The sequence below is a fragment of the Caulobacter sp. 10L414 genome (genome assembly GCF_056395525.1).
Map to the genome: position 1 here is coordinate 1 of NZ_JBFTJR010000043.1, position 22640 is coordinate 22640.

General features: G+C 69.9%; 20 protein-coding genes and 1 pseudogene. 10 read left to right on the plus strand and 11 right to left on the minus strand.

All coding sequences use genetic code 11. The annotated features are described in order from the left end of the window. Window positions 1–1414 (plus strand): ammonium transporter (locus AC1DCG_RS17005; RefSeq protein WP_477041575.1); only part of this gene is annotated, 1414 nt, incomplete at its 5' end. Window positions 1415–1604: 190 nt separating this feature from the next. On the opposite strand, the gene AC1DCG_RS17010 is transcribed toward AC1DCG_RS17005, so the two are convergent. Further along, window positions 1605–2261: a peptidylprolyl isomerase gene (locus tag AC1DCG_RS17010; RefSeq protein ID WP_477029163.1), complete on the minus strand. Its 657-nt coding sequence runs from the start codon at window positions 2259–2261 to the stop codon at window positions 1605–1607. An 81-nt stretch (window positions 2262–2342) separates the two neighbouring features. Between AC1DCG_RS17010 and AC1DCG_RS17015 the strand changes: the two are divergent. After that, window positions 2343–2450 (plus strand): annotated as a pseudogene (locus tag AC1DCG_RS17015) (hypothetical protein); the annotation flags it as partial. 16 nt (window positions 2451–2466) lie between these two features. Here the strand turns inward: AC1DCG_RS17015 and AC1DCG_RS17020 are convergent. From AC1DCG_RS17020 to AC1DCG_RS17030, 3 genes are all read right to left on the minus strand, one after another. Further along, complete coding sequence (locus tag AC1DCG_RS17020) at window positions 2467–3354, minus strand: 4-(cytidine 5'-diphospho)-2-C-methyl-D-erythritol kinase (RefSeq protein WP_477029164.1); 888 nt, start codon at window positions 3352–3354, stop codon at window positions 2467–2469. Between the two features lie 38 nt (window positions 3355–3392). Then, window positions 3393–5129 (minus strand): tetratricopeptide repeat protein, encoded by a 1737-nt coding sequence (locus AC1DCG_RS17025; RefSeq protein ID WP_477029165.1) that lies wholly within the window; start codon window positions 5127–5129, stop codon window positions 3393–3395. Window positions 5130–5331: 202 nt separating this feature from the next. Further along, window positions 5332–7005: an electron transfer flavoprotein-ubiquinone oxidoreductase gene (locus AC1DCG_RS17030; protein ID WP_477036784.1), complete on the minus strand. Its 1674-nt coding sequence runs from the start codon at window positions 7003–7005 to the stop codon at window positions 5332–5334. A gap of 166 nt (window positions 7006–7171) precedes the next feature. Between AC1DCG_RS17030 and AC1DCG_RS17035 the strand changes: the two genes are divergently transcribed. Further along, window positions 7172–7993 carry a uracil-DNA glycosylase gene (locus AC1DCG_RS17035; RefSeq protein WP_477036785.1) on the plus strand — a complete coding sequence of 274 codons (822 nt, stop codon included), beginning with the start codon at window positions 7172–7174 and terminating at the stop codon, window positions 7991–7993. Between the two features lie 65 nt (window positions 7994–8058). Continuing rightward, window positions 8059–9624: a lytic transglycosylase domain-containing protein gene (locus tag AC1DCG_RS17040; protein WP_477036786.1), complete on the plus strand. Its 1566-nt coding sequence runs from the start codon at window positions 8059–8061 to the stop codon at window positions 9622–9624. Window positions 9625–9768: 144 nt separating this feature from the next. Here AC1DCG_RS17040 and AC1DCG_RS17045 read toward each other — a convergent pair whose 3' ends face one another. Further along, window positions 9769–11535: a chloride channel protein gene (locus AC1DCG_RS17045; protein WP_477029169.1), complete on the minus strand. Its 1767-nt coding sequence runs from the start codon at window positions 11533–11535 to the stop codon at window positions 9769–9771. A 172-nt stretch (window positions 11536–11707) separates the two neighbouring features. Continuing rightward, window positions 11708–12187, minus strand: coding sequence for a glycosyltransferase family protein (locus AC1DCG_RS17050; RefSeq protein ID WP_477029170.1), 480 nt, complete (start codon window positions 12185–12187; stop codon window positions 11708–11710). Between the two features lie 81 nt (window positions 12188–12268). Here AC1DCG_RS17050 and AC1DCG_RS17055 point away from each other — a divergent pair, with 81 nt between their 5' ends. From AC1DCG_RS17055 to AC1DCG_RS17065, 3 genes are all read left to right on the plus strand, one after another. Beyond that, entirely contained in the window at window positions 12269–13375 is a 1107-nt protein-coding gene (locus AC1DCG_RS17055) for a PA0069 family radical SAM protein (RefSeq protein WP_477041576.1), read from the plus strand. A 227-nt stretch (window positions 13376–13602) separates the two neighbouring features. Continuing rightward, complete coding sequence (locus AC1DCG_RS17060) at window positions 13603–14019, plus strand: GFA family protein (RefSeq protein ID WP_477029172.1); 417 nt, start codon at window positions 13603–13605, stop codon at window positions 14017–14019. Window positions 14020–14110: 91 nt separating this feature from the next. After that, window positions 14111–14893 (plus strand): VOC family protein, encoded by a 783-nt coding sequence (locus AC1DCG_RS17065; protein ID WP_477036788.1) that lies wholly within the window; start codon window positions 14111–14113, stop codon window positions 14891–14893. Window positions 14894–15019: 126 nt separating this feature from the next. Here AC1DCG_RS17065 and AC1DCG_RS17070 read toward each other — a convergent pair whose 3' ends face one another. Further along, window positions 15020–16096 (minus strand): class I SAM-dependent methyltransferase, encoded by a 1077-nt coding sequence (locus AC1DCG_RS17070; protein ID WP_477029174.1) that lies wholly within the window; start codon window positions 16094–16096, stop codon window positions 15020–15022. A 7-nt stretch (window positions 16097–16103) separates the two neighbouring features. Next, window positions 16104–17333, minus strand: coding sequence for a class I SAM-dependent RNA methyltransferase (locus AC1DCG_RS17075; protein ID WP_477029175.1), 1230 nt, complete (start codon window positions 17331–17333; stop codon window positions 16104–16106). Between the two features lie 273 nt (window positions 17334–17606). Here AC1DCG_RS17075 and AC1DCG_RS17080 point away from each other — a divergent pair, with 273 nt between their 5' ends. Then, entirely contained in the window at window positions 17607–18212 is a 606-nt protein-coding gene (locus AC1DCG_RS17080) for a hypothetical protein (RefSeq protein WP_477041577.1), read from the plus strand. 97 nt (window positions 18213–18309) lie between these two features. Here the strand turns inward: AC1DCG_RS17080 and AC1DCG_RS17085 are convergent, their stop codons facing one another. Then, window positions 18310–19209, minus strand: a complete 900-nt coding sequence (locus AC1DCG_RS17085) for a LysR family transcriptional regulator (protein ID WP_477036790.1) — start codon at window positions 19207–19209, stop codon at window positions 18310–18312. A gap of 169 nt (window positions 19210–19378) precedes the next feature. Here AC1DCG_RS17085 and AC1DCG_RS17090 point away from each other — a divergent pair, with 169 nt between their 5' ends. Continuing rightward, entirely contained in the window at window positions 19379–20368 is a 990-nt protein-coding gene (locus AC1DCG_RS17090; RefSeq protein WP_477029177.1) for a zinc-dependent alcohol dehydrogenase family protein, read from the plus strand. A 42-nt stretch (window positions 20369–20410) separates the two neighbouring features. Here AC1DCG_RS17090 and AC1DCG_RS17095 read toward each other — a convergent pair whose 3' ends face one another. Further along, window positions 20411–21097 carry an isochorismatase family protein gene (locus tag AC1DCG_RS17095; protein ID WP_477036791.1) on the minus strand — a complete coding sequence of 229 codons (687 nt, stop codon included), beginning with the start codon at window positions 21095–21097 and terminating at the stop codon, window positions 20411–20413. A 12-nt stretch (window positions 21098–21109) separates the two neighbouring features. Next, on the minus strand, window positions 21110–21766 hold the full coding sequence (locus tag AC1DCG_RS17100; RefSeq protein ID WP_477041578.1) for a hypothetical protein: 657 nt from the start codon (window positions 21764–21766) through the stop codon (window positions 21110–21112). A gap of 181 nt (window positions 21767–21947) precedes the next feature. Here AC1DCG_RS17100 and AC1DCG_RS17105 point away from each other — a divergent pair, with 181 nt between their 5' ends. Continuing rightward, entirely contained in the window at window positions 21948–22556 is a 609-nt protein-coding gene (locus tag AC1DCG_RS17105; protein ID WP_477029180.1) for a CAP domain-containing protein, read from the plus strand. Window positions 22557–22640 lie beyond the last annotated feature (84 nt).

The following is a 22640-nucleotide window of genomic DNA, read 5'->3' on the forward strand; positions in this document are numbered from 1 at the left end:
CGCCGAGGCCGCGCCGGCGCCCGCCGCAGCCGCTCCCGCCGCTGCTCCGGCCCCGGCCGCCGCTCCGACCATCGTCGACAAGCAGGACAAGGGCGACAACGCCTGGATGCTGACCTCGGCGCTGCTCGTGCTCCTGATGATCCTGCCGGGCCTGGCCCTGTTCTACGGCGGCCTGGTCCGCTCCAAGAACATGCTGTCGGTCATGATGCAGGTCTCGACCGTCGCCCTGATCGGCTTCGTCGCCTGGTTCCTGTGGGGCTACAGCTTCGCCTTCACCGACGGCGGCGCCTGGGACAGCTATGTCGGCGGTCTGGGCCGTCTGTTCCTGAAGGACGTGACGCCGTCAACCACGGTGGCCACCTTCTCGACCGGCATCGTGATCCCGGAACTGACCTTCATCGCCTTCCAGTCGACCTTCGCCGCCATCACCGCGGCTCTGGTGGTCGGCTCGCTGGTCGAACGCATGAAGTTCTCGGCCATCGTCGCCTTCGCCGTCCTGTGGCCGCTGCTCTCGTACTACCCGATGGCCCACATGGTCTGGTGGTGGCCGGGCCCGAACGCCATCGCCCTCGATCCTGAAGGCGTGGTCAAGGCTGGCAAGATCTGGAGCTTCGGCGCCCTCGACTTCGCCGGCGGCACCGTGGTCCACATCAACGCCGGTATCGCCGCCCTGGTCGGCGCCCTGATCCTCGGCAAGCGCCAAGGCTACGGCAAGGAGCCGATGCCCCCGCACTCGCTGACCCTGACCCTGGTGGGCGCTGGCCTGCTGTGGGTGGGCTGGTTCGGCTTCAACGCCGGCTCGAACCTCGAGTCGAACGCCTACGCCTCGCTGGCCATGGTCAACACCTTCGCCGCCACCGCCGCCGCTGGTCTGTCGTGGATCATCGTCGAGTGGATCACGCGCAAGAAGCCGTCGGCCCTGGGCCTGGCTTCGGGCATCGTGGCTGGCCTGGTGGCCATCACCCCGGCCGCCGGCTTCGCCGGCCCGATGGGCGCGATCATCCTGGGCCTCGTCGTCTCGCCGATCTGCATCATCTTCTGCTCGGCCGTGAAGAACGCCCTGAAGTACGACGACAGCCTGGACGCCTTCGGCATCCACGGCATCGGCGGCATCGTCGGCGCCATCGGCACCGGCCTGGTGGTCAACCCCGCCTGGGGCGGCGCCGGCGTCGTCGACTACATGTCCTGCGCCAAGGACGGCGACATCTCGACCTGCGACACGGCCGCCTACGACCTGGTCACCCAGGTGGTCGCCCAACTGAAGGGCGTCGGCCTGACCGTCGTGTGGTCGGCCATCGCCTCGGCCATCGTCTTCTTCATCATCAAGCTGGTGATCGGCCTGCGCGCCTCGCCGGACGCCGAAGAAGAAGGCCTGGACATCTCCGAACACGGGGAACGCGCCTACCACAGCTGAGCCTTCGGGCTCCGCTGAAGGCGGTCCAAAAGAAGGGCGCGGAAGCTTCGGCCTCCGCGCCCTTTTTCTTTGCCGGGTCTGTGAGTGATCCTCGTCCTTCGACAGGCTCAGGATGAGGATCAATTCAATGCCGCGCCTGACCTGAAAACCTCTTCCTGAGCTTGTCGAAGAATGAGGTTTTCACTCCCCGCTACGGAACCCGCCTGGCCGAGATGATCTTCAGCGGCGGGTCGATGATCTGGCCCTTCATCACCGGATTGATCGCCTTGCCCGGCGTGGGCAGGGCCAGGATCTTCTGGGCCACGTCCATGCCCTCCACGACCGTGCCGAAGGCGGCGAAGCCCTGATTGTCGCCCGAGGCGGCAGGATCGGCGTCCAGGCCCGGCGCGTCGCCGATCAGGATGAAGAAGTCCGAGGTGGCCGTGCCCGGCGCGTTGCGGGCGATCGAAACCGTGCCGGAGACGTGCTTGAGCCCGGTCTTGGTCGTCGGCTCGTGGGCGATGGGCGGCAGCACGCGCTTGGGATCGCCCTGCACCCCGCCCTGGATCAGGCCGTACTCCGGCGCGCCGGGCGCCCGCGAGGCCCGGAAGAAGGTCGCGCCGTCATAGCGCTTCTGGTCGACATAGCGCAGGAAGTTGGCCGTGGTGATCGGCGCTTGCTTGGTGTGCAGCTCGATGACGATCCTGCCCAGCGGCGTCTCGACGGCGACCCGGGTCGGCGGCTTGGCCACGGGCTGGGGCGGCGCGGCGGGCTGAGCCGCGGAAGCCGCTTCCTGGGCGTGCGCCGAAGTGGCGGCGGCGGCGGCGGCGGCCGCAGCCGCGGCGGCGAGGAACAGGCGACGGTCCATATGATGCTCCTTGGCGCGAGCCCCAAAGACTAAGCGCAACCGTGCCTGCCTCGCCAGGGCTACAAATCCCAAATCCCTCGTCATCCCGGCCGCAGCGTAGCGGAGAGCCGGGACCCAGGGGCAGGCGCACTGCAGTGGCCCCTGGGTCCCGGGTCTGCGAACCGCTCCGCGGCTCTCCGCCCGGGATGACGATCAAAGTTCGAAACTACTCCGAGAACGGACCGCCCAACCGGCACCGCTTCACCCACCAGTCGGACCGCATCGTCTCGACGCGCTCGGCCAGGCCCTCGGCCTCGATGTCGCTCGCACAGAGCGCGAAACACGTCGCGCCCGAGCCCGACATCCGCGCCAGCAGCGTCTCGGGCTCGCCGGCCAGCAGGTCCAGCACCTCGCCGATACGCGGCTCCAGAGCCACGGCCGGCGCCTCCAGGTCGTTGCGGGTGACCGCCGACAGCCAGGCGCAGACCTCCTCGACGCTCTCGAAGGCGTCGGGCGCAGGCGGCGGCGCCTCGCCCCGCGGATCGACGGCGGCGTCGTAGGCGCGATAGACCGCGCCGGTCGGCGACGGGACCAGCGGATTGACCAGCACCGCGTGCAGGCCGGGCAGCACGGGCGCCGGCGACAGCCGCTCTCCCCTGCCCTGCGCCAGCACCGGCGCGCCCCACAGGCACGGCACGCCGTCGGCGCCCAGCGCGCCCGCCACGGCCTCCAGTTCGGCGTCCGACAGATCGTAGCCCAGCGCCTCGCGCAGCAGGCGCAGGGCCGCGCCGGCGTCGCTGGAGCCGCCGCCCAGGCCGGCCGCGATCGGCAGCGCCTTGTCGAGCAGAAGCCGCACCGGCGGCGCCGGCCCGCCGACGGCCGCGTGCAGGCCCTTGGCCGCGCGCACGACAAGGTTGCCGTCGTCGACGGGAATGTCGCGACCGAAGCGGCCGGTGGCCTCGAAGCTAGGCGCGTCGGCCGGCTGGATCGAGACGGTGTCGCCGACGTCGGCGAACACCATCAGGCTCGACAGCGGGTGATAGCCCTCGGCGTCCGGACCGCCGACGTGCAGGAACAGGTTGACCTTGGCCGGGGCGAAGGCGGAACGGCGCATCGACGAAATCCGAGAAGCTTGGGCTTGCGCCGTAAGACCTACAGCGCGTTGGCGCCGTTGGCCACGGCCGGAGCCTTGGCCGGCCCCTTCGAGCCCAGGCCGTCCTTCAGCTTGGCCTCGGCCGCCGCCTTCTGCTCGTCGGTGGGCTCCAGGCTCAGCACCCGCCGCCACTGGAACTGGGCCTCGGTCTTGCGGCCCAGGCGCCAGTAGACGTCGCCCAGGTGGTCGTTGATGTCCGGATCGCCCGGCTCGATCTCGATCGCCTGTTCCAGCAGCTCGACCGCGGCCTTGTCGTCGCCCAGGCGGTGATAGGCCCAGCCCAGCGAGTCGAGCATGGCACCCGACTGCGGATTGGCCTTCACGGCCCTCTGCACCATCGAAAGCGCTTCGGGCAGGCGCTCGTTGCGGTCGATCCACGAATAGCCGAGGTAGTTCAGCAGTTCGGGCTCGTTCGGATTGAGCTCCAGGGCCTTCTCCAGGTCGCGCTCGGCGTCGGGCCAGCGGCCGGCGCGTTCCAGCGACACGCCGCGCATGTAGAGCAGGCGCCAGTCGGGCTGGTCCTTCTCGGCCTCGACCAGCGGGTCGATCACGGCCACGGCCTCGGCCCAGCGGTCGTTGGCCCGCAGCAGGTCGGCATAGACCAGCTGGGCCGAGCGGCCGGCGTCAGGCGCCTTGGCGGCGGCTTCGGCCACAGCGATGGCCTTGTCCTTGTCGCCGGCGTTCTGCAGCGTCCAGGCGATCTTGCCCTGAGCCGAGGCGTAGCGGGCCGAGCCGGTCGGGATCTTGGCGTAGGCCGCGCGGGCGCCGTCGACGTCGCCGCCCTGGTCGAGCAGGTCGCCGACCATCAGCAGGGCGTCCTCGCGCTTGGGATCCAGGTGCAGGGCCAGACGCAGATAGGCCAGGGCGAACTGGCTCTGGCGCTCGCTGGTGAACACCGCGGCGCAGGCGACCAGGGCGTTGGCCGCGCCCTGGCGGCCGGTGACCAGCGCCGGCGGGGTCTTGCGGGCCACGGCGCGGGCGCGCGCGTCCAGCAGCGCGATATCGTTGGGGGCCTGGGCCAGGATGGAATCATAAAGCGCCACGGCCTCGTCGCGGCGCTTGCGGCGTTCGAGGAACGCGCCGTAGTCGATGGCGAACATCGGCCGGACGGTCGCCACCTCCATCAGCGCCTTGTAGTCGGCCTCGGCCTCGGCGTGCTTGCCGGCCCGCTCCAGGATCTCGGCGCGGCCGAGCTGGCCGAAATACTGTACGAGCCGGTCGTTGCGCAGCTCGGGCAGGGTCTGGGCGGCCGTCGCATCGCCGGCGGCCTGGGCCACCCACGGCGTCAGCAGGGCCACGGCCGGGCGGTGGGGGAAACCCAGGGCCGGATCGGCCAGCAGGCCTTGCGCGTCCTTGGCCTTGCCGCGCGCCAGGGCGTCGACGGCCATGGTCAGCATGCCCAGGCGCCGCACGCCTTCGGTACCGCCCTCGCCTCGCGGCGCAAGCTCGGCCGCGCGCGACACCTCGCCGGCCAGCAGAGAGGCGGTGAAGGCCCGCTCGCCCAGCAGGCCCGGGTCCTCGCCCAGATTGCGGGCGGCCTGGAAATAGGCGGCGGCCTGATCGCTGCGGCCGTCCTCCAGCGCCGCCTGGCCGGCCAGGAACTGGCCATAGGCCGAGCGGCCGTTCCAGGGTGCGCTGCTCCACCCCTCCTGCGACCCGCGCAGCGCAGGCTCGGACGTGGCGCAGGCGGCCAGCACGGCGGTGGACGCCAGGGACAGGAGGACTCGAAGACGCATCATCCCGCCACCCTCTTAGGTTTCAGGGTTTCGGGCAAGCGTGGAGGCACAAGTCGCCGCAAAGGAACCTCCCCCTGTGGGGGAGGTGATCGCGAAGCGATCGGTGGGGGTGTCTCCAGCAAACAGGCCAAGGCCACCGGAAGCTGAAAACGTCCCCCCACCGGCCTTTGGCCGCCTCCCCCAGGAGGGGGAGGTTCTCAAATCACATGTTCGGATAGTTCGGGCCGCCGCCGCCTTCGGGCGTCGTCCAGACGATGTTCTGCGACGGATCCTTGATGTCGCAGGTTTTGCAGTGAACGCAGTTCTGGGCGTTGATCTGGAACTTCGGGTTGGCGCCCTGCTCGTCGTACAGCACCTCGTAGACGCCGGCCGGGCAGTAGAGGCGCGCCGGTTCGCCGTACTTGGGCAGGTTGACGTCGATCGGAACGCTCGGGTCCTTCAGCTTCAGGTGCGCCGGCTGGTCTTCCTCGTGGTTGGTGGCCGACAGGAACACGCTCGACAGCTTGTCGAAGCTGATCACGCCGTCGGGCTTGGGATAGACGATCGGCTTGTAGTCCTTGGCCAGGCCCGTCGAGGCCGCGTCGGTCTTTTCGTGCTTCAGCGTGCCGAAGAACGAGAAGCCGCCCAAGAGGTGCGTGCACCACATGTCGAACATGCCCGCCGCGCCGCCCAGGAAGGTGCCCAGCTTGCCCAGCAGCGGCTTGGCGTTGCGGACGATCTTCAGCTCCTTGGCCACCCACGACTTCTCGAAGGCGGCTTCGTACTCGACCAGGGCGTCGCCCTCGCGGCCGGCGGCGATGGCCTTGAAGGCCTCTTCGGCGGCCAGCATGCCGGTCTTCATGGCGTTGTGGCTGCCCTTGATGCGCGGCACGTTCACGAACCCGGCCGAGCAGCCGATCAGCACGCCGCCCGGGAACGACAGCTTCGGGATCGACTGGTAGCCGCCCTCGGTGATGGCCCGCGCGCCGTAGGCGATGCGCTTGCCGCCTTCCAGGTAGGGCTTGACCGAGGGGTGCTGCTTGAAGCGCTGGAACTCGTCGAACGGCGACAGCCAGGGGTTCTGGTAGTTCAGGTGAACCACGTAGCCGATGGACACGTAGTTGTCCCCGAAGTGGTACATGAAGCTGCCGCCGCCGGTGGCGTTGTCCAGCGGCCAGCCGGTGGTGTGCTGGGCCAGGCCCGGCTGGTGCTTGTCGGCCGGGATCTGCCACAGCTCCTTGATGCCGATGCCGTACTTCTGCGGCGACTTGCCGGCGTCCAGCTCGAACTTGGCGATCAGCTGCTTGGCCAGCGAGCCGCGCACGCCCTCGGCGATGAACACGTACTTGCCGTGCAGCTCCATGCCGGGCTGGTAGTCGGGCTTCTCATGGCCGTCCTTGGCGATGCCGACGACGCCGACCACGACGCCCTTCAGCGAGCCGTCCTCGCGCCACACCATGTCGGAGGCGGCGAAGCCCGGATAGATCTCGACGCCCAGCTCTTCGGCCTGGGCGGCCAGCCAGCGGGTGACATTGCCCAGCGAGGCGATGTAGCAGCCGTGATTGTGCATGAACGGCGGCAGGGCGAACATCGGCAGGCTGGCCTCGCCCTGCGGGCCCAGGATCAGGAACTTGTCCTTGGTGACCGGGGTCTCGAGCGGCGCGCCCTTTTCCTTCCAGTCGGGGATCAGCTCGTTCAGCGCCTTGGGATCGATGACCGCGCCCGACAGGATGTGCGCGCCGACCTCCGAGCCCTTTTCCACCAGGGCCACGCTGACTTCGGTTCCGGCCTTCTCGGCCATCTGCTTGAGACGGATGGCCGCCGACAGACCCGCCGGGCCGCCCCCGACGATGACGACGTCGTATTCCATCGACTCGCGTTCGAGGACTTCGCTCATGGCTTCTCCCGCCCCAGGCTCTGCGCGGAGCCTGCCTTCTTCCTGTTTGAGTCGGACTTTATCCGAACGTGACGCCACGGCGGTCAAGGAAAACCGGATAGTTTTTGTTGCACCGCAGCGCGGACATATCGGTGACGCAGCCCATTATACTCGCTAGAGAAACTCCATGAGCCTCGCCGTCGATCCGCGCGCCGTCGAAAGCCTGCTGGCCTTCTGGGCCGATGCGGGCGTCGAGGCCTGCTACGCTGACGAGCCGATCGACCGCCTGGCCGAGGGCGCGGCCCTGCTGCGAGCCCGCAGCCAGCCGCAGCCGGTGGTGGTCGCCGCTCCCCCGCCCCGCCCCGGCGCCTTCGGCGGGATCGACATCGGCGCGGCCGCCGCCCAGGCCCGGGAACTGGCCGCCGCCTGCAACGACCTCGAAAGCCTGGCCGCCGCTATCGCCGCCTTCGACGGCTGCCCGCTGAAGACGCAGGGCGCCAAGCAGGCCGTGTTCTCGCGCGGCCCGGGCGATGCACCGGTCATGGTCGTCGGCGAAGGCCCCGGCGCGGAGGAAGACGCCCGCGGCCAACCCTTCGTCGGCCGCGCCGGCCAGCTTCTGGACCGCATGCTCAAGGCCGCCGGCCTGCAAGAGCGGGCCTTCATCACCAACACCGTCTTCTGGCGTCCGCCGGGCAACCGCACGCCCACGCCCCAGGAGCAGGCCGTCTGCGCGCCGTTCGTCGAGCGAGCGATCGCGCTGGTTAAACCCAAGCTGATCCTTCTGGTCGGCGGCGCCTCCGCAAAGAGCATGTTGAAGCGCGAAGAAGGCATTCTTTCGCTTCGCGGCCGCTGGTTCGAATGGCGCTCCGAGGACGGCGCGATCGAGGTTCCGGCCTTGCCCAGCCTGCATCCGGCGTTCCTGCTACGCCAGCCGGCGGCCAAGAAGAAGGCCTGGCAGGACCTCTTGATGCTGGCCGAAAGGCTTGATCGACCCGAACGGCCCCATTAAACAAGCCGCTGACCAGTCGGAACGGGGACGCGCGCCGCCTTTTCAAAGGCTTGCGCGGATACGATTTGCAGCTTTTCGCTCGCCCTCTGGCCGTTGTCTCGGCCCTCGCGCTTTGCCTTAACCTCGCCGCGCCCGCGGCAAGGGCCGCGGGGCTGGAACCGCTGTCGGACAGCGACCTGCGCTTCTATCAGGCCGCCTTCGGCGCCGCCGAGCGCGGCGACTTCGACGCCGCCGAGGCCGCCTTCGCCAACACCCGCAACCGCAGCCTGATCGGCAAGCTGTCGCTGGTGCGGCTGATGCACCCGACGGCCTACACCGCCAGCTATGACGACCTGACCGGCTGGCTGAAGCTCTACGGCGACGAAGCCGGCGCCGACCGCGTCTACGCCCTGGCCATGAAGCGCAAGCCGGCCCGCACGTCCGCGCCCAAGGCTCCCGAACTGTTCGTCGACGTCGCCCAGGGCGGCCGCGCCGCAGGTCCCGCCGACAAGGGCCGCGCCGCCCGCGAAGCCTACTATTCCGGCGACGTGAAGGGCGCGCTGAAGCTGGCCAAGGCCTCGGGCGAGCGCTGGATCGCGGGCCTGGCCTCGTTCCGCCTGGAATCCTACGCCGACGCCCGCGCCTATTTCGAGCAGGTCGCCCACGACCAGAGCCAGGACGACTGGCTGCGCGCCGCCGGCGCCTTCTGGGCCGCCCGTTCGGCCGGCATGGCCGGCGACAACGACGGCGTGCGCGTGCTGCTGAACCAGGCCGCCCAGGCGCCGCAGACCTTCTACGGCATGATCGCCGCCCGCCAGCTGTCGATGGCCGGCCTGGCCGTCGCCAACGATCCGGACGATCCGATCGCCGCCCTGATCACCCGCGTGTCCTACAGCGGCCCCGATCCGGCGTCGCTGAACAAGCTGCTGGCCGGCGACATCCGCGCCCGCCGCGCCGCCTCGCTGGCGCAGCTGGGCCGCTGGAACGAGGCCGGCGCCGAGCTGCGGGCGGGCTTGTCCCTGGCCGCCGACGACAAGGCCCGCGCCGACTGGAGCGCCCTGACCCTGGCGCTCAACGCCCGCGCCCCGTTCAACGCCGGCCGTCCGGTCAAGAAGATCGGCGGCGAGGACTATCCCCTGCCCGAGCTTGAGCCCAAGGGCGGCTTCACGATCAACAAGGCCCTGGTCTACGCCCTGGTGCGCCAGGAAAGCCGCTTCGACCCGATGGCCGTCTCCGGCGCCGGCGCCGTGGGCCTGATGCAGCTGATGCCCGTCGCGGCCGCCCGCGCCGCCGGCGACGACAAGCTGCTGGCCGACAACACCCCGCTGTTCGACCCGGCCTTCAACCTGCGGGTCGGCCAGGACTACTTCACCTGGCTCATGGACCGCGGGCTGCAGAGCCCCGACCTGCTGCGCGCGGTGGCCGCCTACAACGGCGGACCGGGCACCCTCTTGAAGGTGCAGCAGCAGCTGGGCGCCGACTGCGACAGCCTGCTGCTGATCGAGAGCCTGCCGGCGCTCGAGACCCGCAACTACGTCGAAAAGGTCATGGCCTCGTACTGGACCTACCGCCGCCTGCTGGGCGCCGAGACCAAGACCCTCGACGCCGTGGCCAGCGGCGCCAAGGTGATCGACTTCAGGCTGGATATGTAAAAGCTCCCTTCTCCCCTTGCGGGAGAAGGTGTCAGCGAAGCTGACGGATGAGGGGTCGAAAGGCCTCTCCGCATAGTTCTGAGAGACCCCTCACCCGACCTCGCTCCGCGAGGCCACCCTCTCCCGCAAGGGGGAGAGGGAATATCACCCCGCCTCGCCCGTCAGTTCCCGCCGCGCCTTCTCCAGTTCCTCGGCGTAGCGGCGCGTGGCGTAGGCCTCCGACAGCACGCCCAGAACGTTGCGCTTGTCGTCGATCACCGCCAGTTCGTCGGTCTCGCTGCGATCGAAGGCGCGCATGACGTCCTTGATCGACTGCTCGGGCTTCAGCGCCGCCTCGGCGTTGATGGCCAGGCCCGCGACCGGCTTCTCTCCATCGCCGCCCTCGGCATAGGCCTTCGCCGTCGGGATCACCCCGGCATAGAGCCCCGCCGCGTCCAGCATGATCACCCGCTTGGTCGAGCCCAGCGGGAAGCGACGGCGAAACTCGGCCAGGGTGGTCTCGGCCGGCACGGTCTGCACGTCCTTGCGCATCATCCGGCCGGCGCTCAACGGCCGCATCCACGACACGTCGTGGGCGCTGCGGATGGTCTCGCCGCGCAGGTGCAGCCGCCAGGTCGAGAACGAATAGCCGAAGGTCTCGCGCACCATGGCGCTGGCGATCATCGAGGCCACCAGGGCCGCGGCCGCCACCGTGAAGTCGCCTGTCGCCTCCAGAACCAGGAACGACATGGTGAAGGGCCCGCCGACCACGGCCACGCCCAGCGCGGCCATGCCGACCAGCGCCGCCACCGTCGGATCCAGGGTGGGCGACCAGGGGATCAGCAGCGATATCGCCGAGAACACCTGACCCAGCAGCGCGCCCAGGAACAGCGAGGCGAAGAACAGGCCGCCCCGGAAACCGAAGCTCAGCGAGATCACCGAGGCCAGGGCCTTCATGGCCAGCAGCATCAAAAGCAGCTTCAGCGGCAGCTCGGCGGTCAGGTTCAGGTGCAGCGCCCCATGGCCGGCCGACAGGGTCTGGGGCGTGATCAGCGCCAGCGCGGCCAGCCCCACGCCGCCGATCGCCGGCCGCAGCCAGCGCGGGATCGGCGAGCGGGTCACCAGCCGTTCGGCGTTGGCCACCAGGCGCATCAGGGCGATGCCCAGCGCCGCGCAGGCCAGCCCCACCAGGGCGTAGAGGCCGTAGTCGGTCCACGACTGCACCGCCTGGGTGTCGGTCTTCAGCAGGTACGGGATCGCGCCCAGCTTGCCGGCCACCAGCACGGCGGCCAGGGCGGCGGCGGCCACGGGGGCGAGGTTGGCGACCGTGTAGGCCCCGATGACGATCTCGAAGGCGTAGAAGGCGCCCGTCAGCGGCGCGCCGAAGGCCGCGGCGATGGCCGCGCCGGCGCCGGCGCCCACCAGGGTGCGCATGTCGGCCCGACGCAGGTTCAGCCGCTGGCCGGCGAACGAGGCGGCGGCCGCCCCGGCCTGGGCGTAGGCCGCCTCCAGCCCGACCGAGGCCCCCACTCCGTTCGACAGCATGGTCTGGCCGCAGATGAAGGCGCTGTCCTTCATCGACAGCCGCCCGCCGTGCAGAGCGTTGGCCTCGACGGGGTCGACGGCCGGGCGCGGGCGATACTTCATCCAGGCCCAGGTGATCCCGCCCAGCAGCAGCCCGCCGGCCGGAATGGCCAGCAGCCGCCAGGGCGCGACGCGGGTCTGAGCGCTGAGCCGCTCGTTGATGTCGATCTCGAACAGCAGCATCTGCAGGCCGTGCGCCACCTGGGCCTGCACGACCGCGAAGGTTCCGGCCGCCACCCCGATCAGGGTCGCCACCGCGATCAGCCAAAGCTCGCTGGAGCGGATCCGGCGCCGCAGCCAGCCGACCCACTTCACGGATGCGGCGGCGGAGGCGTAGGCGAGCGACATGGCTTTCGATAACGCGGGTTACAGGGACGCCGCAACGTCCCTTCTCCCCTTGCGGGAGAAGGTGTCGGCAATAGCCGACGGATGAGGGGTCGAAAGACCTCTCCGCAAGCTTCTGAGAGACCCCTCACCCGACCTCCTCCGGAGGCCACCCTCTCCCGCAAGGGGAGAGGGATTAGAGAGAAACCCGCCGCGCCCTCAGCCGCCCCGCCAACGCCTTCTCCGGCGCGCTCCCGGCAAAAGCCGCGCCCGCCGCATAGTCCAGCCGCCGCACGAGCAGCCCCACCGGCGCCGCCGTCAGCCGCACCAGGAAGCCGCCCGCCGGAACCAGCAGCGCCGCCGCGCCGGCTCCGCCGGCCAGATGCGCCTCGACCGGGCCGCGCCAGGCCTCCGGCAGGCCGCTCGCCGGATCCAGCGCCAGGATCCAGTCGCCCCGCGCCACCGACGCACCCGCCGCCAGCAATGCGCCCCGCTCGCCCGAGGCCGCCACGAACCGCGCACCGCTGTCCTCGATCAGGGCCTCCAGACCCGGCTCGGAAGCGCCCGCGATCACCACCTCCTTGACTAGGCCGTCGACGGCCGCCGGCACCAGCTGGGCCAGGAGCTGGGCGAGCGCATGCACGGGCGCGACGGCGGGAAGGATCACCGAAATCATGAACAGGCCTTTGAAGCCTCGCCGGACCGATCGTCAAGCATCGTTCTTGTTATGTTCCGCATGCGGGCGTAGGATGCCCGCATGGAGACCCGCCGCTCGTTCACCGACACCGCCTACAAGCAAGGGACCGCCGCCCTGCGCGGACGCGGCGCGCGCAGCAACGAGACCGGCCGCTACGAGAGCCTGACCTCCCAGCCCTTCGACGACGGCTGGACCGAAGACGACAACGCCGCCAGGGTGCTGACCACCAGCGTGCTGGCCATGAAGTCCAAGACCGTCATCGCCCGCAACAAGAGCCCCGACGTCGGCTTCGACCGCTCGATCAATCCCTATCGCGGCTGCGAGCACGGCTGCATCTACTGCTWCGCCCGSCCGRCSCACGCCTATCTCGGCCTCTCGCCCGGGCTCGATTTCGAGAGCAAGCTGTTCTTCAAGCCCGAGGCCGGCAAGCTGCTCGACCGCGAACTTTCCAAGCCGACCTACAAGGTCGGCAGCGTGCACATCGGCGGCGACACCGATCCCTACCAGCCGCAGGAGCGCTCCCTACGCGTCACGCGCGGGGTGCTGGAGACGCTCAGCCGTTTTCGCCACCCGTTCTCGATCATCACCAAATCGGCCCTGATCACCCGCGATCTCGACATCCTGGGCGAGATGGGGCGCGCGGGCCTGGCCAGGGCCGCGGTGTCGATCACCACGCTGGACCGCAAGCTGGCCCGCAGCATGGAGCCAAGGGCCGCCACGCCCGAACGCCGGCTGGACGCTGTGCGGCAGCTTGCCGAGGCCGGCGTTCCGACCATCGTCATGTTCGCCCCGGCGATCCCGTCGCTGAACGACCACGAGATGGAGGCGGTGCTGGAGCGGGCCAAGGAGGCCGGGGCGGTGGCGGCCGGCTACGTCGCCATCCGCCTGCCGATGGAGATCCACGGCCTGTTCGAGCAATGGCTGGCCTCGGACCACCCCGACCGCGCCAAGCGGGTGATGTCGCTGGTGCGCCAGATGCGCGGCGGCGCGGCCTATGACAGCGAGTTCGGCAAGCGCATGACCGGCGAGGGCCCTGTGGCCGAGGTGCTGAACCAGCGCTTCCACGCCGCCCTCAAGCGCTTCGAACTCGACAGGCCTCTGCCCCGCCTCGACACCTCCCAGTTCCGCGTCCCGCCCAAGGCGGGGGATCAGTTGAGTTTGTTCTAGCTTCTCACCGACCGTCATCCCGGAAAGCGCGCAGCGCTTATCCGGGACCCAGGGGCCGCCGTACTGCGCCGGCCGTCGCTTTGGCGGTTCGTGCAAGCGCTGCGCCCAGTCCCCTGGGTCCCGGCTCTCCGCTTCGCTTCGGCCGGGATGACGGCGTTGAAAGTTGAATGATGCACAAGACCCCTCCGCGCTTGCGCCTGTCACAGGAAGGCCCATCAATGCCGCCCATGACGAGAGAACAGCGTTACTCCGGCAGATGCCTGTGCGGCGCGGTGCGCTGGAGCGCGACGGGCCGCCCCCTGTACCAGGGTTATTGCTGCTGCTCCGACTGCCGCAGGGCGTCCGGCTCGGGCTTCGTGCCGTTCATGGGCTTTCCCGCCTCGGCGGTGACGATCACCGGCGAGACGCTGAAGGTGCGCTCGCCGGCCTTCCGCGGCGGAGAGGCCCTGCGCAACGCCTGCCCCGTCTGCGGCGGCCTCGTCTTCGGCGGCGAGGTCGGGGTCGACGACAGCCACACGATCTATGCCGGCTCTCTGGACGACGCCTCGCTGTTCGCGCCGACCATGGCCCTGTTCCTGCGCGACAAGCCGGCCTGGGTGGTGCTTCCGGAAGGCCTGGAGCTCTTCGAGACCATGCCAGGCTAGAAATCACGCGCCGCCTGTCGGGACGGGTCGGCGCCGTTCGTCCTTGCGTCGAAAGCGGCCCGAGCCGGGCCGGAAATATAGGGAGAGAGCGATGTCCGACACCAACGGGCGGTTTGGCTGGTACGAACTGATGACCACCGACGTGGACGCCGCGTGCGCCTTCTACGCCAAGGTCGTGGGCTGGACCCCGACGGATTCCGGCATGCCCGGCCCGACCAAGTACATGATCCTCAACGTTGGCGCGGCCGGGGTCGGCGGCGTGTTCACGCCCGAGGGCGGCTGTCCGGACGGCGCCCGTCCCGGCTGGATCGGCTACATCTTCGTCGACGACGTCGACGCCTATGTCGGCAAGGTGGTCGAGGCCGGCGGTTCGGTGTTCATGCCCGCCGACGACATCCCCGGCGTCGGGCGGTTCTCGGTCGTCGCCGACCCGTACGGCGCGGTCTTCACTCTGTTCAAGCCGTTTCCCCAGGACGAGATCCCGCCGCAACCGGCCGACGGCGCGCCCGGCACGTTCGGCTGGCGCGAGCTGATGGCCGGCGACCTGGAAGGAGCGTTTTCCTTCTATTCCAAGCTGTTCGGCTGGGTGAAGACCCAGGCCATCGACATGGGTCCGATGGGAACCTACCAGCTGTTCGCCTACGAGGCCGGCGGCCCCGACATCGGCGGCATGATGACCCGGCTGCCCGACATGCCGGTGTCGTTCTGGAACTATTACGCCCAGGTCGACAGCGCCTCGGCCGCCCGCGACCGCGCCGTGGCCGCCGGCGCCACGACGATGATGGACGTCCACCAGGTGCCCGGCGGCAGCTGGATCTACATGGCGACCGACCCGCAGGGGGCGGGTTTCGCGGTGGTGAGTCAGCAACAATGATCCTTCTCCCCTTGCGGGAGAAGGTGTCGGCGAAGCCGACGGATGAGGGGTCGCGCGGACAGTTCTGAGAGACCCCTCACCCGACCTCGCGCCGCGAGGCCACCCTCTCCCACAAGGGGAGAGGGGTCATTTGGCGAGCAGCAGCGCCTTGGTCAGGAACGCCTTGTCGCACCCGATCACCCGCAGCCCCGCCGTCTGGAACAGCGCCACCAGGTCGGTCTGCGCGTAGCTGCCGTAGAACGGCTCGTGAAAATAGGCCGGAAACGCCTCCAGCATCCGGGCCAGTTGCGGCTCGTCGCTGGGCTGCACGGAATCGGCGAAGGCCAGCACGCCGCCGGGCCTCAGCACCCGGGCGATCTCGGCGGCGACGATGGGGCGCACGCGCGGCGGCAGTTCGTGGAACAGGTAGACGCAGGTCGCCGCGTCCAGGCTGCCGTCGGCCAGCGGCAGGCGTTCGGCGTTGGCCTGCACCACGCCCCGCCCCGATCGCGACCGGGCCTCGTTCAGATAGGCCGGCGACAGGTCGACGCCCGCCAGGGCCGCGCGCGGAAAGGCCTGCGCCAGATCGCGCAGGAACGCGCCCGAGCCGCAGGCCACGTCGACGGCGCGCAGGTCGCGCTGGTCGCGCCCCCGCCAGTGCCGGGCCAGGAGCGACAGGGCGCGCCGGCGCATCGCTCCGGCCGCGCCGGAGAACAGCGCCTCGACCTGGGCGTCGTAGCGGCGGGCGCTGGCGGCGGTGAACCAGCCGCCCGACTGATAGTGGAAGTTCTGCCGGTAATAGGCTGGATAGCCCTGGCTTTTCGGATCGTCGCGCACCTCGACGCCATCGCCCCGCCGGCGGCGCAGGTCGACCTCGCGGGCGTCGGCCAGGAAGTCCCAGGCCTTGAGGATCGAGGCGGCCGGATGGGTGGGCGCGTCCTCCATCGGCGGATAGAGGCCGGCGGCGACGTCGGCGGCGTCCTTCTCGAAAGCCGCCAGATAGGACCGGCGCAGGCGCCCCTGCGAGACCGGCGGCGCGTCGGAGGAAAAGCGCGGCGCGGCCTTGCCCTCGGTCGGGCGGGTGATGAACTTGGCCAGCCCTCCGGCGGCCGTCCACCAGGCCGCCTTGGCGGCGGCCTTGCCCCGCTGGGCGGCGGCGTCGAGGGCGAAGGCCCCGCGCCGCCGCGCCCCTACCCCATCGTCCCGACCACTGGCTTGGCCCATCCTCGCCTCATCGCGAAAAGACCCCGACCAGCTCAATATGCGGCGACCAGAGGAACTGGTCCACCGGCAGCACCTTCTCCAGCTTGAAGCCGGCGTCGATCAGCAGGCCGGCGTCGCGGGCGAAGGTCGTCGGATTGCACGACACGCCGACCACCCGCGAGACCTTGGACTTGGCGATCTCGACCGTCTGCTCCAGCGCGCCCGCGCGCGGCGGGTCGAAGACCACGGCGTCCATCTTGTCGAGCTCGGTCGACAGCACCGGCCGACGGGTCAGGTCGCGCGCCTCGGCGACGATCGCCTTCAGACCAGGCGCCGAGCCGACAGCCGCCTTCAGGGCCGCGATGGCCGGCTCGGCGAAGTCGGCGGCGTAGACCGAGGCCTCCTGCGCCAGGCGGAAGGTGAAGGTGCCGACGCCGCTGAAGAGGTCGGCCACCCGGGCCGCCCCCGCCACGTGCGCCAGGGTGAAGTCGGCCATGGCCTGCTCGGCGGCGGGCACGGCCTGCAGGAACGAGCCGGCCGGCAGCGGCACGATCGCCGGGCCCAGCTTCACCAGCGGCTGGCGGGCCATGTACAGCGTCTCGCCGGCCAGGGTGACGCGGGCGAAGTCGAACTCGCCGGCGGTCATGGCCGCCTGCACGCGGGCGTCGGCCGACAGCCCGCCGCTCTTGCGCTCAACGCCGGTGACGTCGATGTCCAGGCCCGTGCCGGTCAGGGTCACGTGCAGGGTCGGGGCCGACTTCGGGTGCTCCAGGAACGGCTGGGCCAGGCGCGCCAGGCCCGGCAGGGCCGCGACGATCCTGGGGTGGGCGACCGGACATTCCTCGATCTTCACCAAGTTCCACGAGCGGCGCTCCTTGAAGCCCAGGCGCACGCCGCCCTTGCCGCCGCGCGCGTGCAGCGCCACCCGGCGACGCGAAGCCGGCGGCGAGGCGAAGGTCGGCAGGATCTCGACCTCGATGCGCTCGCGCTTCAGCTGAAGGCGCACCTGCTCGCGCTTCCAATCCAGATAGGGCGCGATGTCCCAGTGCTGCAGGGCGCAGCCGCCGCAGTGGCCGAAGTGCTTGCAGGCCGGATCGACGCGCTCGGGGCTGGCCTCGAGAATCTCGACCAGTTCGCCGCGCGGGCCCTCCATGCGGGCGGTGATCCGCTCGCCCGGCAGGGTCAGGGGCACGAAGGCCGGACCGGCGGCGACGCCGTCGCCCTGGCCGCCGACGGCGTCGATTTTCAGTTCACGCATTCGATAGTCGCCTTCGGGAACCTTCACCGGTTCCGATCCGTTCAAGCCTCGCCGCAGGCGTGGCCCCAATTTCGCCTCTTCCGCGCCAAGTTCGACGCCGAAGAAGCCAGTTCGAGCGCGTCCATACCTCATTCGCCGCCCTCATGCGTGAACGAACTGGTGCGTGAACGAAGATGAACGGTCCGGTCAACGACCGTTCAGGTACGGCTTGGCATGGTGCGGACAACGGACGGTCCCCCGATCGTCACGCCCGCTTTCAGGGAGAGTTTCTCGATGATGATCCGGACCGCCATCAGCGCCCTCGTCGCCGGCGCGGCCCTTGTCGGCGCCGCGGCTCCGACCGTCGCCTCGGCCCAGGCCTACGGCTCGGGCGCCTATCAGGGCGGAGCCTACGACCGTAACGGCTACTACTACGACCCCTGCCGCCGCAGCACGACCAACCGCACCACCGGCGGCGGCCTGGCCGGCGCCGGCATCGGCGCGGCCATCGGCAGCAGCGTCGCGGGTCGCGGCGCCAAGACCGAAGGCGCTGTGCTGGGCGGCCTGCTCGGCGCGGTCGTCGGCGGCAATATCGGCCGCAGCTCGGCCGCCTGCGCGCCCGGCGCGGTTCCCCCGCCGCCGCCYCCCCCGCCCCGCGCCTACAACGACTATGACCGCGGCTACGACAATGGCGGCTATGACGACGCCTACTACGATCGCCGCGGCGGCGCCGGCTACACCTATGAGTCGGAACGCTCCTACCGCGTGACCGAAGGCCGCGCCGACGCCAACGGCTGCACCCKGGCCGAAAGCCCGATCTACCTGCCCGACGGCCGCACCCAGAAGCGCTTCGTCCGCGTCTGCCCCGACGCCTCGGGCCGCTACCAGGTCGTCGACTAAGCTTCTCTAGGCGGATTTCCTCCCCGGAATTCCAGATGACTGAAGGCCGCCAGCTCCCTGAGCCGGCGGCCTTTTTGTTTGGGCGTGGCGACCGAAACTAGGCTCCGATGGAGCGAACCAAGGTCTCGACCCAATCGATGAAGGCGCGCACCTGGGGCGGCACGTGCCGGCGGTGGGGATAGAGAACCGAGACCGGCTTGAGCGGCGGCGGCAGGTTCGACAACACCTCCACCAGGCGCCCGGCCGCCAGGAAGCCGCAGACCCCCACCCAGGGCGGCTGGATGATCCCCAGGCCCAGCAATCCGCATTCGACATAGGCGTCGCCGCTGTTCACCGTCACGGTCGAGCGCATGGTGAAACTTCGACGCCCGTCATCGGTCTCGAATTCGAAAGGGATCGCTCTGCGGGTTCGGCCGGAATGGAAATTCACCGCCCGATGCGTGGCCAGGTCGTCCAGCGACGTCGGCGCGCCCTGGCGTTCGAGATAGTCAGGCGATGCGCAGGTCACCATCCGCAACCTGCCGATCGACCGGCCGACCAGACTGCTGGCCGGGAACTCGCCCAGCCTGACCACGCAATCGACGCCCTCTGACACCAGATCCATGTCGAGGTCGCCCACACCGAGCACCAGTTCCACCTCGGGATGGCGCGCCGTGAACTCGCCCAGACGCGGGATGATCAGCGGCCTGGCCAGCGCTGTCGGGATGTCGACCCGCAACCGCCCCCGCAGAGCGCCATCCGGTGGTGCGAACATCGTCTTGGCTTCGGCCACGTCGGCCAGCAGCGTCACAGCGCGATCGATGAAGGCCTCGCCCTCGCCGGTCAGCCTGGTCCGCCGCGTCGTCCGCTGCAGCAGGCGCACGCCCAGTTCGGTCTCCAGACCGGCGACGGCGTTCGTCACGCCGGGGCGCGACATGCCCAGGGCCGTGGCCGCCCGGGCGAAGCTGCCTGCCTCGGCCACCGCGACGAAGATCCTGAGCTTCTGGGCGAAATCCAACGCTTCTCCCCGTCCAACCGCCACCACCCGGACGAACAATCAATCCATTGTTATCAATTTCAATAACAGTGAGATAGGCCCAGGCGCGCTTCCGGGCCGCCTGTCGCCGCCTTAGCTGCTGCATCGTCCGCCCGGCCTTCTTCCGGGCTCATCGAAACAGGAGCCCAACATGGCCCGCATCGTTCGCATCCACGACTACGGCGACGCCGGCGTTCTGCGGATCGAAGACCTGCCTCAGCCGCCGCCGGCCGCCGACGAAGTGCAGTTCGCCGTCCGCAGCATCGGCCTGAACCGCGCCGAGGTGATGTTCCGCAATCACGCCTACCTGCAGGAAGCGCAGTTCCCCAGCCGTCTGGGCTACGAGGCCTCGGGCGTCGTCACCCAAGTCGGAGCCGACGTGACCGACTTCGCGCTCGGTGATGCGGTCAGCCTGATCCCGCCGCACGACATCGCCCGCTGGGGAACCTATGGCGAGGTCGCCAACGCGCCGGCCCGCTATCTCGTGCGCCATCCGGAGACGATCTCGTTCGAGGAGGCCGCGGCCAGCTGGATGCAGTACGTCACCGCCTGGGGCGCGCTGATCGAGCAGGCCGCCCTGACCTCGGGCGACCACGTGATCGTCACCGCCGCCTCCAGCAGCGTCGGCCTCGCGGCCTTCCAGATCGCCCGCATGGTCGGCGCCACCGTGATCGCCACCACCCGCACCGTCGCCAAACGCGACGCCCTGCTCGCGGCCGGCGCTCACCATGTCGTCGCCACTGAAGAAGAAGATCTCGTCGCCCGCGTCGCCGAGATCACCGGCGGCCGCGGCGCACGCGTGGTCTTCGATCCGGTCGGCGGGCCGTCGTTCGAGCCGCTGACCGCCAGCATGGCGCCCGGCGGCGTGCTGCTGCTGTACGGCGCCCTCAGCCCCGCTCCGACGCCCTTCCCGCTGTTTACGGTACTGGGCAAGTCACTGACCCTGCGGGGCTATCTCTACAACGAGATCGTCTCCAGCGATGACAAGCTGGCCCGCGCCAAGGCCTTCATTCTCGAAGGGCTGGCGACCGGCGCGCTGAAGCCGGTGATCGCTCGCACCTTCCCCCTGGACCAGATCCAGGACGCTCATCGCTACCTCGAATCCAACGAGCAGATCGGCAAGGTCGTCGTGAACGTCTGAGTACGCGGTCGGAGGGGCGAGCCCGTCTCTCCGACCACCCCCTCACCCCCGCAACCACGCCGCCGCCTCTTCCACGTCCACGACATCGGCGTACTTCAGCTGCAGGTCGGTCAGGTTGGCGTAGTGGTAGCTCTCATGCTTGTCGGCCACGCACTGTTCGGGAACGATGGTGCGATAGCCGCGCGAGAGGCTTTCGACCGCGCTGGCGCGCACGCAGCCGCTGGTCGAGCCGCCGGTGAGGATGACCGTGTCGACCTTGTGCCAGACCAGATAGCTCTGCAGCGGGCTCTCGAAGAAGGCGCTGGGCATGCGCTTGTCGAACACCAGATCCACGGCCTGGTCGATCTCGACGCGCGGGTCGAAGGCGTGGCGTTCGCTGTTCTGCTTGATGTTCTGCAGGCTGTCGGGGGTGTCGGTGCGCGTACCCCAAACGCCGGCGTCGCCGCCGTCGGGCTTGTACATCACCCGCGTCCAGATCACCGGCATCCCCCGCGCCCGGGCCAGGGCCGAGAGGCGGTTCACGTGGGCGATCTGGTCGGGATCGGTGACGTAGGCGCTCTTGGGAAACAGGTCGGGCCGCGTATAGGCCTGCTGGAAGTCGATATTGACCACCGCCGCCTTGCTCCCGAAGCCGAAGCGGGCGCGGGCCGGATTGGCCTTCACCGCCTCATAGAGCTGGCGAGCGGTCTTGTCCTCGCGGACCATGGTGGTTTCGAAGCGCAGGGTCATGGCGGGGCTCCTTCAGGCGGGGGTCCAGAGGCCGAGCAGCGCGGCAAGGATCAGCAGGATCCAGAGGCTGACGACCACGGGCCGGGTCTTCTCCAGCACCGCGGCGATGGTCGCGTCGCCCTCGGGCGTGGGGCCGGTGGTCATCATGGCGACGACCGGCGGGCCCAGCGGGGCCAGAAGCTTGCGGATGAACAGGCCGCAGCCGATGGCGATCGCCAGGATCAGCATCTTCAGGGCCAGGAACAGCGGCGCGATCGTCAGGCCCACCAGGCTGGCGGCGCCGAAGCCGGCCAGCGCCACCAGCACGCCCCAGCGGATGGCGATGTCGATGCGGCGCACCCCGGCCTTGGGCGGGCTGTGATGAATGTGGATGGCCCAGGCCATGGTCAGYCAGAACAGGCACAGCGCCCAGACCGCAGCCACGCCCTCGGGCGGGACGTCCCACCAGCCCTTCAGCTTGGCCAGGGTCAGGCCCGTGGGCAGGGCCAGGATCAGGCAGGTGCGCGGAGCCATGTCGATGTCGGCCAGCACCTTCAAGGCCAGTCCCCGCTCCTTGACCGTGCGGGAGGGATCGGCGGCGTAGCGCGAGGTGTAGAAGGCCCCCAGGTCCCCGCCCAGCCAGTAGACGAAGACCAGCACGTGCAGCAGCGTGATCAGGGCGAGAAGCATCGTGGAATCCGGCGGTTGTCAGGCCGTCTTGATGCCGCCTGGAAAGGCGCCCCGGCGCGCCGTCGCCGGTTTTCTCGCCTCGCGGATAGGAACCCCGGGGGTGCGACGCCACGGACAGATGCGAACCCCATGAAGCGTGCTACAGCACGCACCGAGGGGCTTTTCCGTATCGTAGGTTCGTATGCGTTCTTACCGTCGCCCAGGCCTGGCGTTCGCCGGACTGTTGCTGCTCGCCCCCTTCTCACTTTGCATGCCGCAAGTGGCCGCCGCCCAGAGCCAGGAGCAGGCGGTCCTCGACGAGATCAACTACGTCCGCGCCAATCCCCGGGCCTATGCCGACGAACTGCGTCGCGCCGAGCCGCTGTATGGCGAAGACCCCGACGCCCTCGATGAAGCGATCGCCGAGCTGCAGCGCCAGCGCCCCCTGCCGCCGCTGACCGCCGACGGCCGCATCGACGCCGCCGCCCGCGACCACGCCAGCGCGCAAGCCTCCCGCGGCTCGGTCGGCCACGGCGCGAGCGGCGGTCTGGGCCAGCGGCTGCGCAAGTACGGCGTCTTCGCCGGCATGTCGGCCGAGAACATCTCCTACGGCTACGAAGACCCTCGCGACGTGGTGCGCCAGCTGGTGGTCGACAGCCGCGTGCCGGGCCGGGGCCATCGCCGCAACATCCTGTCGACCGGCTACAGCAGCGCCGGCGTCGCCTGCGGCGGCCACCGCTCTTACGGCGCCATGTGCGTCATCGATTTCGCCGGCGCCATGCCCGAAGGCGTCGCGCGGGCGGCGCGGTAGGGGGGTCTTCCCTCTTACCCAACCCTTTTCACCGATCCTCCCCGCGAAGGCGGGGATCCAAGCTGTCTTTCAGAGTGAGGCGCC

Coding starts and splice junctions, on each gene's coding strand:
- AC1DCG_RS17010 (WP_477029163.1), bottom strand. CDS start 2,261: ATGGACCGTCGCCTGTTCCTCGCCGCCGCGGCTGCGGCCGCCGCCGCC.
- AC1DCG_RS17020 (WP_477029164.1), bottom strand. CDS start 3,354: ATGCGCCGTTCCGCCTTCGCCCCGGCCAAGGTCAACCTGTTCCTGCAC.
- AC1DCG_RS17025 (WP_477029165.1), bottom strand. CDS start 5,129: ATGCGTCTTCGAGTCCTCCTGTCCCTGGCGTCCACCGCCGTGCTGGCC.
- AC1DCG_RS17030 (WP_477036784.1), bottom strand. CDS start 7,005: ATGAGCGAAGTCCTCGAACGCGAGTCGATGGAATACGACGTCGTCATC.
- AC1DCG_RS17035 (WP_477036785.1), top strand. CDS start 7,172: ATGAGCCTCGCCGTCGATCCGCGCGCCGTCGAAAGCCTGCTGGCCTTC.
- AC1DCG_RS17045 (WP_477029169.1), bottom strand. CDS start 11,535: ATGTCGCTCGCCTACGCCTCCGCCGCCGCATCCGTGAAGTGGGTCGGC.
- AC1DCG_RS17050 (WP_477029170.1), bottom strand. CDS start 12,187: ATGATTTCGGTGATCCTTCCCGCCGTCGCGCCCGTGCATGCGCTCGCC.
- AC1DCG_RS17060 (WP_477029172.1), top strand. CDS start 13,603: ATGACGAGAGAACAGCGTTACTCCGGCAGATGCCTGTGCGGCGCGGTG.
- AC1DCG_RS17065 (WP_477036788.1), top strand. CDS start 14,111: ATGTCCGACACCAACGGGCGGTTTGGCTGGTACGAACTGATGACCACC.
- AC1DCG_RS17070 (WP_477029174.1), bottom strand. CDS start 16,096: ATGGGCCAAGCCAGTGGTCGGGACGATGGGGTAGGGGCGCGGCGGCGC.
- AC1DCG_RS17075 (WP_477029175.1), bottom strand. CDS start 17,333: ATGCGTGAACTGAAAATCGACGCCGTCGGCGGCCAGGGCGACGGCGTC.
- AC1DCG_RS17090 (WP_477029177.1), top strand. CDS start 19,379: ATGGCCCGCATCGTTCGCATCCACGACTACGGCGACGCCGGCGTTCTG.
- AC1DCG_RS17095 (WP_477036791.1), bottom strand. CDS start 21,097: ATGACCCTGCGCTTCGAAACCACCATGGTCCGCGAGGACAAGACCGCT.
- AC1DCG_RS17105 (WP_477029180.1), top strand. CDS start 21,948: ATGCGTTCTTACCGTCGCCCAGGCCTGGCGTTCGCCGGACTGTTGCTG.